Annotated in this window: 11 protein-coding genes; 2 read left to right on the forward strand and 9 right to left on the reverse strand. The window is 52.5% G+C overall.

Translation table 11 applies throughout. The features are described 5' to 3' along the window. Positions 1 to 123: 123 nt before the first annotated feature. Positions 124 to 1,518 (reverse strand): NarK family nitrate/nitrite MFS transporter, encoded by a 1,395-nt coding sequence (locus tag EBC_RS19265; protein ID WP_013203521.1) that lies wholly within the window; start codon positions 1,516 to 1,518, stop codon positions 124 to 126. A 323-nt stretch (positions 1,519 to 1,841) separates the two neighbouring features. Here EBC_RS19265 and narL point away from each other — a divergent pair, with 323 nt between their 5' ends. Continuing rightward, complete coding sequence (gene narL / locus EBC_RS19270) at positions 1,842 to 2,489, forward strand: two-component system response regulator NarL (protein WP_013203522.1); 648 nt, start codon at positions 1,842 to 1,844, stop codon at positions 2,487 to 2,489. 29 nt (positions 2,490 to 2,518) lie between these two features. On the opposite strand, the gene EBC_RS19275 is transcribed toward narL, so the two are convergent. Then, positions 2,519 to 3,466: a LysR family transcriptional regulator gene (locus EBC_RS19275; RefSeq protein WP_197535583.1), complete on the reverse strand. Its 948-nt coding sequence runs from the start codon at positions 3,464 to 3,466 to the stop codon at positions 2,519 to 2,521. Positions 3,467 to 3,614: 148 nt separating this feature from the next. Between EBC_RS19275 and EBC_RS19280 the strand changes: the two genes are divergently transcribed. Beyond that, positions 3,615 to 4,601 (forward strand): aldo/keto reductase, encoded by a 987-nt coding sequence (locus EBC_RS19280; RefSeq protein ID WP_013203524.1) that lies wholly within the window; start codon positions 3,615 to 3,617, stop codon positions 4,599 to 4,601. A 103-nt stretch (positions 4,602 to 4,704) separates the two neighbouring features. Here the strand turns inward: EBC_RS19280 and EBC_RS19285 are convergent, their stop codons facing one another. From EBC_RS19285 to EBC_RS19315, 7 genes are all read right to left on the reverse strand, one after another. After that, on the reverse strand, positions 4,705 to 5,619 hold the full coding sequence (locus EBC_RS19285; protein ID WP_013203525.1) for a nucleotidyl transferase AbiEii/AbiGii toxin family protein: 915 nt from the start codon (positions 5,617 to 5,619) through the stop codon (positions 4,705 to 4,707). Between the two features lie 6 nt (positions 5,620 to 5,625). After that, complete coding sequence (locus EBC_RS19290; protein ID WP_013203526.1) at positions 5,626 to 6,399, reverse strand: type IV toxin-antitoxin system AbiEi family antitoxin; 774 nt, start codon at positions 6,397 to 6,399, stop codon at positions 5,626 to 5,628. A 189-nt stretch (positions 6,400 to 6,588) separates the two neighbouring features. Then, a complete protein-coding gene (locus tag EBC_RS19295) occupies positions 6,589 to 7,608 on the reverse strand; it encodes a fimbrial protein (protein WP_013203527.1) in 1,020 nt (339 codons plus the stop codon). Then, positions 7,609 to 10,068 (reverse strand): fimbria/pilus outer membrane usher protein, encoded by a 2,460-nt coding sequence (locus EBC_RS19300; protein ID WP_162096476.1) that lies wholly within the window; start codon positions 10,066 to 10,068, stop codon positions 7,609 to 7,611. 156 nt (positions 10,069 to 10,224) lie between these two features. Then, positions 10,225 to 10,914, reverse strand: a complete 690-nt coding sequence (locus EBC_RS19305) for a fimbrial biogenesis chaperone (RefSeq protein WP_013203529.1) — start codon at positions 10,912 to 10,914, stop codon at positions 10,225 to 10,227. A 61-nt stretch (positions 10,915 to 10,975) separates the two neighbouring features. Further along, a complete protein-coding gene (locus EBC_RS24730) occupies positions 10,976 to 11,527 on the reverse strand; it encodes a fimbrial protein (protein WP_013203530.1) in 552 nt (183 codons plus the stop codon). Between the two features lie 211 nt (positions 11,528 to 11,738). Next, complete coding sequence (locus EBC_RS19315) at positions 11,739 to 12,158, reverse strand: DUF4354 family protein (RefSeq protein ID WP_013203531.1); 420 nt, start codon at positions 12,156 to 12,158, stop codon at positions 11,739 to 11,741. Positions 12,159 to 12,622 lie beyond the last annotated feature (464 nt).

The following is a 12,622-nucleotide window of genomic DNA, read 5'->3' on the forward strand; positions in this document are numbered from 1 at the left end:
CTGAAATTGTTCTATAAAAACACGCTTCGCATCCCTTTCCCGCTTCCCGTTACGCCTGCCCGGCGCAGAGGGAGTAGTGGCTTGCGGTCCGCCTCAACATTGCCGAAACGGACCGAATAACCGCTAGCTGATTTTCTTACGGCCGTAGACCGCCCAGGTGATCACCACGCACAGCAGGTAGAAACCGAGGAAGACTTTCATCGCGCCGGCGGGGGATCCGCTCATCGCCAGTGACATGCCAAACATCTGCGGGATAAAGAAGCCGCCTGCGGCGCCAATGGCGGAGATAAAGCCCAGCGCTGCGGAGGTTTCGGTTACCGCTTCATGCTGCGCCAGTTCGTCGCTGCCGCCCTGCGCTTTCACCCGCTCAAGGGTATTTTTGCGGAAAATAACCGCGATCATCTGGAAGGTCGACCCGCTGCCCAGACCGGCATTGATAAACAGCACCATAAACACGCTGTAGAAGGCGATAAACGATCCCGGATGGTCGCCCGCAGGCAGCGTCATAAACAGCAGTCCGCTGAAGACGGTCATCACCACAAAATTGATCAGCGTGACGCGCACGCCACCGAATTTATCGGACAGCATGCCGCCGACGGAGCGGGCCAATGCGCCAAGGAACGGGCCAAAGAAGGCGTACTTGAGGATCACGATGTCCGGGAACTGGGTTTTGGAGAGCATGGCAAAGCCCGCCGAGAAGCCAATAAAAGAGCCGAAGGTCGCCAGATACAGCACCGCCATAATCCACAGATGGCCGCGTTTAAGCACCGGCAGCTGCTCACGCAGCGAGGATTTCGAGGAGGCCAAATCGTTCATGCCAAACCAGGCCAACAGGGTGCCAATCACCAGGAACGGTACCCACAACCAGGCGGCGTTTTCCAGCCACATCACCTCACTGTTGGCAGCCACCTGCGAACCCCCGCCAAAGAAACTGAAGATGCCGAAGGAGATGGCCAGCGGGGCGAAGAATTGCATCACGCTGACGCCGAGATTGCCCAGGCCGCCATTAATTCCCAGCGCGCTGCCCTGTTTCGCTTTCGGGAAGAAGAAGCTGATATTGCCCATGCTGGAGGCGAAGTTGGCTCCGGCACAGCCGCACAGCAGGGCGATAATCATAAAGGTGGAGAACGAGGTCCGGGTGTCCTGCACCGCGAACCCGAGCCACAGACAAGGGATCAGCAGGATGCCGGTACTGAACGCCGTCCAGCGGCGGCCACCAAAAATGGGGATCACAAACGAGTAAGGCACCCGCAGTAACGCGCAGGCCACGGACGGGAGAGCGGTCAGCAAAAACAGTTGTTCGGTGGTGAAGTTAAACCCCACCTTGTTCAGATTGACGGTAATGGCGCTGAACAGCATCCAGACGCAGAACGCCAGCAGCAGGCAGAACACCGAAATCCACAGGTTACGGCTGGCGATGCGTTTGCCGTATTGCTGCCAGAATTCGGCATTTTCAGGCTGCCAGTCCTGAATGACCGTTCCGCCTTTGGTTGAGGGAGTAGAAGGTGTAAGCGACATAGTGTTCTCAGTGACAGGAAGATTTAACGCACATCCTGCTGATCGCTCTGCTGATTCAGGTTGATGCAAATCAACCAGACGGCAGGTAGTTACTGCGCGTTTTTAGCGCCAGACTCCAAAAGAGGTAGATAAGGGGAGTTTATTAACCTGCTGTATATCCTCAGCTTTAAAACACCACTCCTGCGCTATAATCAATTTCTGAACGAATTTGGAAATTTGGTGTTACCCATTAAGTGGTATAGGGATAATCCGCGGGATACGTAGAATAGCGTCCAGGCCCGGCCAGTCTGGCCTGTAACAGCACTGACCCACAGGACACTACCGTGAAAGAAGAAGCCGCCACCATATTACTGATTGACGATCACCCGATGCTGCGCAACGGGGTGAAACAGCTGATCGCGCTGGACGAGCGGTTGCAGGTGGTTGCCGAAGCGGGCAACGGCACGCTCGGCGTCGAACTGGCGGGGGAACTGGATCCGGATCTAATCCTACTGGACTTAAATATGCCGGGCATGAACGGGCTGGATACGCTGGTGCAATTGCGCACCATCGAGCTTTCGGGCCGCATCGTGGTGTTCAGCGTGTCAGATCATGAAGATGATGTGGTGAATGCGTTGAAGCGCGGTGCCGATGGCTATCTGCTAAAGGATATGGAGCCGGAAGAGTTGCTGAAATCGCTGCATCAGGCCGCCGCCGGGCAAATGGTGCTGAGTGAAACGCTGACCAATGTGCTGGTTGCCAGCCTGCGGGAAAACCGCCCTTCCGACGAGCGGGACATCGAACAGCTCACCCGCCGCGAGCGCGATATCCTCAAGCTGATCAGCCAGGGCATGACCAATAAAGCCATCGCCCGCAAGCTGTCGATCACCGAAAGCACGGTCAAGGTTCACGTTAAGCATCTGCTGAAAAAGATGAAGCTCAAGTCCCGCGTCGAAGCCGCCGTCTGGGCGTTGCAGAGCGGGCATGAGTGAGCAAGCACTGCCGGCGACTGTCAAAACCCTCAGCTTTCCTTCGCCGGATCCTTATCCGGCAAATCGGGCAACGTCTGTAATCCGTTATTCCTGCGAATGATATTAATAAGCTCCCGTAAGGCTGGATGAACATAGCGACGGCTGCTGTAGTACATGTGAAACGGCTCACCCTGACATGCATGGCTCGGCAGCACGTTGATCAGCGACCCGCTGGCAAGCTCAGCATCCACCCGCGACTCCAGCACATAGGCGAGGCCAATCCCGTCGATGGCGGCGGCGATAGTGGTTGAGGTATCTTTCAAGGTGATAGCACCCGGCACACTCATGCTGTAAACACCGTCAGCCCCATCAAACTCCCAGCGGAAACTGGCGTTATTGCCAAGAAGCAGTTGCAGACAGTTATGTTCTGATAATTCAGCCGGGGTGGTTGGCACGCCATGACGCTTCACATACTCCGGCGAGCCGACCACGATCCAACGCTGCGTATCGGTCAAGGCGACGGCAACCATATCCTCGGGCACCAGATGCCCGTATCGCATGCCGGCATCAAAGCCTTCAGAGGTAATATCGACCGGCCTGTCCTCGACAACCACCGTCAGCCTGACGTCTGGCCACTGTTCAGCAAACGCCTTCAGCGCCGGCACGATTAACTGCGCGGCAGCATCGGCAAAAACATTGAGCCGCAATACGCCGAAACGACTGCGGCCAGGCGCGTTGACGGTATCCAGCGCGGACGAAATGACATCAAAACCCTCGGAGAGCTTCTCAGCTACCTCCAGCCCAAGCGCCGTGGGTGAGACCGAGCGACTGGTCCGGTTTAAAAGCCGTGCATCGAGTCGGGTTTCCACCCGGCGTATGGCATGGCTTATGGCGGAAGAAGAGAGGCCAAGTTCGATGGCGGCAAGCTTGAAACTTCGGCAGCGCAGTACCACCAGGAAGGCCTGCAGATCGGCAAAATCAACACGTTCCATTTTCATGATGAATACCATTAACTGATTCAATGAATAGCATGCATCTTTTAGCATGGGATCTCATGGCCCGTAAACGCTAAGCTCTGTTAAACGTTCCCTACTCAGTTTGAACAATCGGTGCGTAAGCTGTCGGCACCCTCAAAAGGAAGTTTTCATGAAGAACAGAATTCTTGGTAAAACGGGCCAGCGTGTTTCCGAAATCGGTTTTGGCGCCTGGGCCATCGGCGGCACCTGGGGTGAAGTCAGCATGGAAGATGCGAAAGGTGCATTGAATGCGGCGCTGGATGCCGGGATGACGTTTATCGACACCGCTGACGTTTACGGTGATGGCCGTTCCGAAAAAATCATCGCCGAGGTGCTAAATGAACGAGGAGGAGATCGCCCGTTCGTGGCGACCAAACTGGGGCGTCGCCTTTCACCGCATGTGGCATCCGGCTACAGCGAAAAAAATCTTAATGACTTTGTCGATCGTTCCCGAGATAACCTGCAAACCGAGACGCTGGATTTAGTCCAGCTGCACTGCCCTCCAACCGAGATCTATTACACCCCTGAAGTTTTCGCGGTGATGGATGAAATGATTAACTCCGGCAAAATTCGCAGCTACGGGGTTTCTGTCGAAAAAGTCGAAGAAGGCCTGAAGGCGCTTGAATACCCGAATGTGTCTTCCATCCAGCTGATTTACAACATTTTCAGGCAGCGCCCTGCCGAGCTTCTGCTTCATGAGGCCAAACGCCGGGATGTCGCTATCATTGCCCGCGTCCCGCTGGCGTCCGGCGTGCTGACAGGCAAAATGACCGCTGACACCGCGTTCGCAGCCGACGATCACCGCACCTTCAACCGTAATGGCGAGCAGTTTGATAAAGGCGAGACCTTTGCGGGCGTGCCATACGATGTGGCGCTGGATGCCGTGGAAGATATCCGTCGCTTGCTGCCGGGTGACACCAGCATGGCAACATTCGCGCTGCGTTGGATCCTGATGAATGAAAATGTCTCGGTGATCATTCCCGGCTCTAAAAATAAAGCCCAGTCAGAAACCAATGCGCAAGCAAGCGCTCTCGCCGACCTGTCCGACGACACTATGCTGGCGTTGAAAACCCTTTATCAAAACAAAATTGCCCCGTGGGTTCATCAGCGCTGGTAAGCAACTGACGCCTTCCTGAACGGAAGGCTTTCAATGCAGATGATTTTAAGCTGCAAGATTTCTCCTCAGCTGGAGCGGTCGGGCACCGATAGGTTCAATATGCTTAAAGATGCAAAACATGCCGGAGAAGAGTCAAAGCTTCGGCATGTTTAGCCTTGTTCATGTTGGCGAGGTTATGCAGCTTCCAACGTACGGCGGGTAACTGGTCAACCCCGGGCAATCCAAGCAATTGCCAGTCCGGGGAGCCTTTTTTAAACGATATCAAAAAATCACGTTCAGCCCGGGAAAGAGACCTGTTTATACATTCGACAAGATCTTTTCGCACATCCTCAAGCTCATTTAACGTAACATCTACTTCTGCCATATTTCTAAACTCACCTGCGTAAAGCCCGGATATCTCTTTAAAATGTGGCTGAAGTAATTCAGTAATCGGCCGGGGATGGCTGATGATATACACCAGCAAGGCTTTGCGTAGCGACTCTGTCACTCCCTCGTTATCCAGCAAGAACTTAACATCGAACAAATCTCTGGGATGCTGGCGGTCAAGCGCAGCGCAAATTTTGCCCGCATAAAGATCGGCGAAAGCGACTACGGACATTTCTGCAAAGCCGAACTCATCTTCAACGGCTTCACAGACAGGCTGGACATGTGGCTGATAGACGGTTCCCCTCAACACCGGTGAGAGTTCAATTTTGATCAGTATTCCTGCACGCTCAACCAACAGCCGCAAAGCATCATTTTTATCTTCATAGGACTTGCTCACCTTACACTCCGGCAGTGCACTTGTTGCCGCTTGCGCAATAGCGTCCAATGCTATTTTTATCTGCATTAACGATTCTTCGCGCTCCAGCACGGGCAAAAACACCAAATCGATATCTACGGATAAGCGAGGAAGATTGCGTACAAACAGATTTATTGCGGTGCCGCCTTTCAATGCAAAACAGTCATGTCTGGCGATGAAGGGGATCAGTTGAAGTAACAGCTGGACCTGCTTATGGTAAATGCTTTCCCTGTCCATATCGATTTACATCTCTCTGGGTACCGTTATCTGCCACGTCTTGTCCAGCCGCCCTCCCTTTGCGATTTCTCGCTTTCCCGTACCAAGCTCATATCGTTCTGGATCCAGATATTTAAGCCAGGCATGCTGGTGTCGGTTGGCCAACCACAGAAAAAGACGTTTCACCTTGATACTGGAACTTGCTTGCAGCAGCAGATCTAACTTACGCGGTGATAATGTTGTCAGGCCCTGCATAAGTTGATCGGCATGTTCAACGCTAATGCTTTTAGGTACGTCTGCCAGCAGTTCAAGAAAAGCTTTTTCAGGCCCGGAATAGCATAAGGTCGGCAGCGACTCCCGCCAGCTATCTTCACGAAAATACTTTGGGTTTTCTGTCACCGATGAAGGCCAGAGCCGTTGTACTCCACGCCATTCGAATTTGGCATCAATGTCAATTTTGTGTAACCAGGCAGGTAACGGGGACGCAGAGAACAGGTGAATGTGGGGTGTGCTTCCTCTGGCTTGATAATGCACCAAACCTTCTATCTCCAGTGCGCTAAATGCTCCGACACAGACCGGTTCGTCGCGCATGCGTTGAAGCGATGCAACGACGCCTTTCCAGTGCTGCGGCTTTTCTTCTCGTGCATAGACACCCGGCGTGAGTGGCAGTAGTGTCCTGCTCTTAACCGCATTATCAAGAAAATGAAGGTTAATTCCCTGAGCGAGCAGCCAGGATTTTGTCGCCACCATGCCAACGGGGAGCAAATTTTTAAGCTGTTGTCGTGCAATGAGATTGAGCATAACTCCCCAGGGGGTTTGAAGAAGCCAGAATTCACGTCGATTACTGCCGTAATCTATTATTTATTCAAACTTACTCTGCCTCGGGGTTTAAGTAAACCTCAATACACGGCAATAAACGCCGTAAAAACCAATATTATTAAACCAACCCTGTTCCTTTGCCTGCGCCCGCAGCGTCAGATTCAGAGCGAATCAATTATAATAAACATTAAATATCACCATCGAATCGGCGCTGCCAGGCGTGACGGTTTCGGCCGTCTGGTAGTACTTCGCTTCGAAATTCACCAGGTTATCCCCCTCGGCGATGGTGGCGACATTATCATTGAAGCCGGCGATTTCCTTGCCGTTCATCAACAGTTGAATGCCGACGCCGGTTGCTGAATTTTCATCGTTACTCAGCGCTATCACGCCCCGGTCTTGATTAGCAAAGCCATAGATCGGCGTGAAGTCAAAGTGGGCCTGGGTTGCTGCGCCCTTACACTCGGTGAGGCTCACGGCAAAAGGCACCTTAGGACCGGTGCTGCCTGCACGGGTAAAGCTGGCTGATGATAATGTCCCCATCTCGACGTCCGTTACGCTGCTAACCGTGCAGCCGCCCGCCGAAACGGTCATGACGCCCGAAAAGGTAAAGCTGTAGAGATGGCCGCGAGCAACGCGATCGGCATTGGCTTCATCAATGTAAGCCGTTTGCGAGAGTGCGTTGGTTTCACCGTATTTAAGATCCTTATTCGTTCTGACAATATATATTTTGTCGGTCAGGGTGGTTGAACCATTGGATAAAAGCCCCCGACGAACCGATGTGCCGGTAAAGGCTGTAGTCATACAGGACCATGTACCGGAAGCGGAATTGAAATTTGTCCAGACGATACCGAGGCCGGAATCCGATATGGCGGTCCCCTCATCAATCACCGGGCAGGTTAAGCCGTCTACCGACACCGTCATACCTGAACTGCTCCAGGCGGTTTGGCTGACCTCAGACACCTGCTGAAAGTTACCCGATGATTTGCAGGTGACGTTCACGTTTTTGGTATCAACATGCAGGATATCGCCGGCCCTCGAATTTTCGGCAACCGCAACATCGCCAAGATTAAGAACATGGACATCGGTATCGGATGTGCAGTTCATGTCTTCTGCAGAAGCAGACTGGCACGTTAAAAGCGCGGCCATCAACGTTATCAGGCACAGTGTGATTTTCAGACTATTTAGCATCATTTAGTTTCCGTTAATTCCGCGTTCGGTGGTCGCATCACACGGCAAGTCAGCCACAATAATGCCGTTATTTTTGCTGCGCCCCTTCGCCGAGAAGGGCACCGTACAGAGCTGTTCGCCCCCGGCCAGAGACACCTGCAACTGCGCTGTTTCGGGCACACCTGCCAGATAAACGCGCCCTTTTTCATCGGTAATCCCGCTGACGTCGTCCACACGGACCACACTCGCCAGCGGCAGCGGCCGTCCATCCCTTGTCAGCGTCAGGAACACCCGCAGCCCAACTTTGGTTTCATATTCAGCCAGCACCAGCGATTCTCTCGATGGCGTTTTACGCTGGATTGACTGCTTCAGATCGACGTCATCTTCTAAGGTGGAGGTGTCCAGGCTGACCTCATTTTCACGATAGGGTGTCAGTGACGGGACGATGGCATACCCGCGCGAATCCGTTGACAGCCCGCTGCGGTTTTTGATTTTGATATCTTTGCCACCCGGTGCCCGCACCAGTGCCCAGGAACTGCCTTCCGATAACTCCCGGGAAAGCGTGACGCCGTACGGGTGGACGACAACCGAGCCGCGTACTCCCCAGTTAACGGATTCGCTTTCACCATAATAATTTGCATATCCCAACGAGGCGGTTGCCTTGCTCCCCTGCAGGCTGCCGGACAGCGCGGTACTGTTCTTCACCCGGCCATCGGATTGACTGCTGCGGGCCTGGGACATTGACCAGGAAAGGTTATTGCTTTCAAGTGAGGTCCCTGACAGCGTGGTCGACAGGCTGCCCGTTCCCCGGTTTGACTGTGACCAGTTATTGCTCATCCGCATGTTGCTGTCGGAGGTCGGCGACAACCATTTGCCGATTGGCAAGCTGACGTTAACGGAGGTGCTGTTGTCGGTGCGACCTGTGCGCCACAACCGGCTCTGGCTTTGGTTCAGGCTGACGGTGACGCCGGAAAAACTTTTACTCCAGCTGCCGGTGATGGAGCGATTACGTGAGTTAGCCCGGTTCCAGTATTCGGATTGATAGGCGCTGAGCGAGACCGATCCGGCCACGCCGGCATTCTGATTCAGGGTTATCTGTGACTTATTCTTCAGCGTGTAGCGCGAGGCCAGGCGGCTGTTGTTAAAATACTCACTCGCTTCATCAAATGCATAGTATCCGTCGGTGCCATAGCGATAACCGGCCAGGGTCATGGAGGTGCCGGTGGTGTCAAACCGTTTACTGTATTTGGCTTGCAGGGACTGCCCGGTTTTGGACGATCCGTCGCTGAAGGTGGTTTCTGCCTGGGTCAAATCCAGCGAAATCGCCCCAAACATTCCCAGACTCTGACCGACACCGAGCGTCCCGGCGCGATAATGTTCGGCCACCAGGCCGCCGCCATACACCGTCGTATTGTTCAGCACGCCATACAGCATTTCGCCCTGCACAAAACGCTGATTTACTGCGCTCTCGGCATTGTTATTGCGCGTGCCATATTCACCGGCGGTCACCGAGTAATTGACCATGCCACGACGGACCGAAATCGGTGGCGAGGCGAATGACTGCGTGTAGCTACGCAACGAACCGTCTTCTTCTTTCACCGTAATCTCAAGATCGCCGGACGAGGATGTCGGATAGAGATCGTTGATCACAAAGGCGCCTGGCGGCACAAAGGTCTGATACAGCAGGTTGCCGTTCTGGCGCACTTCAACCGTGGCATGAGAAAGCGCAATCCCGCGGATTTCCGGCGCATAGCCGCGCTGACTGTCCGCCAGCATTTCGTCCTGGGTGGCCAGCCAGGCCCCCCGGAAGCTGAAGCTGTCCATCACCAGACCGGGGGTAGCCGTTTCACCGGCGACAAAGCGGGCACGCAGCGGACGGATGTCACGCTCCACCGACGTTTGCAGACTGTTCCACTGGCTGATGTTGTTACTGGTACGGCTGTAGGTGCTGTAGTTTCTTAAACGCCAGGGTCCCAGGTTGATGCCACTGCGCACGTTCAGATACTGAGAACTTTGGTTCTGGCTTAGTGCCGACTGATTGCGGGTTTCTGAGCCGGAAGCACTGTAGGAAGCAAAAAACATCGGCAATCCGTCGTCCCACTGTTCAGGGGGGACATCGCCGCGCGCAGACTGATTTAGCGCGGCCTGCGGCAGAGTGATTTCCAGCACCCGCCGTTCAAAATCAAAAAGCGTATCGGCATCGGGGATCGCCGCCGCAAGATCGGAGAGCGTGGCTTCCGCAGGCAGAGAAACCAGTGCCGGGAACGCAGCCACCTTGACGCCCAACTTCTGCAACAATGACGGCGTGAGCTCCGGGCATAAGCGGGTTCCGCAGACGATAAATTTCAGGGTGTATTCGCCCTGCTCTACCCGGTTAACGCTAACCTGCACCGTGTATTCACCTGGCATCTGAATTTCCGGCCGGGACAGGGTTTCAAGGTCAGTATCGGCTTTTTGCGCAGGCGTCAGTTTCAGTGCGTTCACGTTAAAATAAAGCTCCGCCCTGGCCGTTGATAACCCCATTAGCGAGACGATGACAAATAACAGTCCCGCTCCCCGATTTGCTGCCAGATGACTGACAACAAAACCTTGACCTGAATGCTCAGCATCACCACGCATCATTATCTCCAGAACATTGTCTTAGAAATTGACGGTGCGGGAAGGGGTTGTGCCGCCCCAGTCATTGATGGTGCTCCACGAAAAAGTCCGCAGCGCAGAGGCCGGCAGCGCGATCTCAAGGGATGATAAAGGTCGAAGGGTGCCCGGATTTTCAATCTTGCTGCCGTTAACCGTGACCTGAGTCAGGGTGACAACGTAAGGGGTCGGATTTTTGATGATGACGCGGCCAGACCCGGCTGATATCTGCAGTTTTTCTCCGGCGGCGGCCGCGCCACGGGCGGTTAATCCTTCCGGCCGGTAGATAAGTTTGATGATGTTCTGGGTGGCAATGGTCAGGCGCGTTGGATTTTGCTTTTTCTCCACCGCGGGGATTGTGCGGATGTTTAACAGAAACAGGCTTTCACGGTCTTTCGGCAACGCCGTTGGCGATCCGACATAGACAACCCGCACCGGACTTTCTCCACCGGCGGGGAGTTTAAAAAGCGGCGGCGTATTAATAAACGGAATATTATTAGTATCACGACTGTCGAAATTAGAGACCCAGTTCTGAACCAGCTGCGGCGCCTGACGGGGACCATTGCGCAAAGGAACACTGGCTTCTTTCTTACCAGCCTCATAAATCAGCCGTGTTGCACCAAGCGTTAATCCATCAGCCTGGCAAATTAAAGGCAGCAGCAAGGCTATTCCGAGAATAAGTTTAGTGTGTTTCATCGGGAATTGACTCCATATAAAGCGGAAGCATAATTAATTATGCCTCCACTCAATATTTATATTAGGTATTGGCGTAATCGATAACAAAGGTCACATTGGTATCAATCGTTCCGGTGTAATCTGAACTACCGGTATAATCCACCAGCCACGCTTTGAAATTAGCGACAGCCTGGGTTACGCCCGTTTTCAGTGAGTTAAATCCCGTATTTTCAGAGGAGACGCCGGGGGCATAGACAGTCGAAAGATTATCCGCGTCGCTGATACGTATCCCCAGTCCAGCAATATCAGTGGAGAAGAGCGACGTATAGCCCGTCGTGGCGACGGCCGCACCGTTAAAGGTGATAGAGGGGGAGGAGGCAACAGCACAGTCTTTCAGTTCGATACTGAACGGCGTGCCGCCGGTGGTACTGCCAGCCTTACCAAACGAAGTGCTACTGACGGTACCGAAGTTGACGGTTCCCGACGCGGTGGAGCTGCCAGCAATGCTACTGACCGTACAGGCCGCAGCAGAAATGACGCCTTTGAAATTGATTGTCCCGTCCGACGCCAGCGCGCTGGCCGAGAGGCCTAAAGACACCGCTATTACAGCGATTTTGGTACAAAGCTTACTCATGATTATTTCCTATGTTATCAATGTAAAATTTATTTCATTATCTTTCCCGGCAAAATAGGGAGGTATTAAAAACACTCCCTGTTAAAGTGATCACGGATTTCCCTGTCATCCCGATACAATTAATCATTGGGAATCTCCGTTAATTAACTCTTTAAAGAAAGTATGTGTTATCTCGCCGTCACTACGCACACGGATAGATGAATAATATTATTTATCGAACATTAAGGTCTGAAACAACGTCAGGCATTGGGTCATTCTCGGTACTGTTACTTTCTATCCATTTCACAAATGGCAGCGTATAAATGGCTTCATTGTCGCTGAAGAAATAGACCGTCCCCGTTTTACTCTCACCCGGCGCAAACTCTTGTTGTAAATTCAGCTCAACGCCTCTGGCCACAATTTCTTTACCGGCACGGTTGAATAAAACAAAACAGCCCTTTGATAACGTCGCGGCACTGTCTAACGGGTTAAAGATACTGATCCGGTATGAAACCATATACTGCGCTTTATTATGATCCGTCATGCTGCCGACATCTTCATTCGTCGCGTAGATTGGGCCTGGCTGGAACAGCTGATTAGCATATGCCGGAACCCCCACCATCAATAATGCCAACATCAGTATTTTTTTCATTTATGACTCTCGTGATGTTTTTCGCTTAACTTAAATAATTAGAAAAATGATATCAAGCATCTTTACGTGCATTGTTAAGGTGCTGACACTCATTTTAAGAGTGCGATAAAAACGTACAACTCATGAATATCCCATTCCTCTCATGAAAATCTCACGCACTTCTTAACCAACCACAAGTCATTGATAAAAAACACACGAATGTTGATCGCGAGCATTTACATAAATAATTACTCTGATGAAAATATTTTTCAACCTGCGTTATTTGAGCTGTGATAAGGTTTTTTCTTTAGCGTCAGGATTATCTAAGGTCGTGATTAGCGCTTTAACCACGCTTATAATCACGAAAAAATAAACACCTGCGTTAAGCATTTACCCTACGCATCAGGAGTCTCCGATGAGAGGATTAGGTTAACTTTAAACGGGCTTTCCGATATTATTTCTTCCTTGTTTTTATTTAAATAACC

It is taken from the genome of Erwinia billingiae Eb661, assembly GCF_000196615.1.
GTDB lineage: Bacteria > Pseudomonadota > Gammaproteobacteria > Enterobacterales > Enterobacteriaceae > Erwinia > Erwinia billingiae.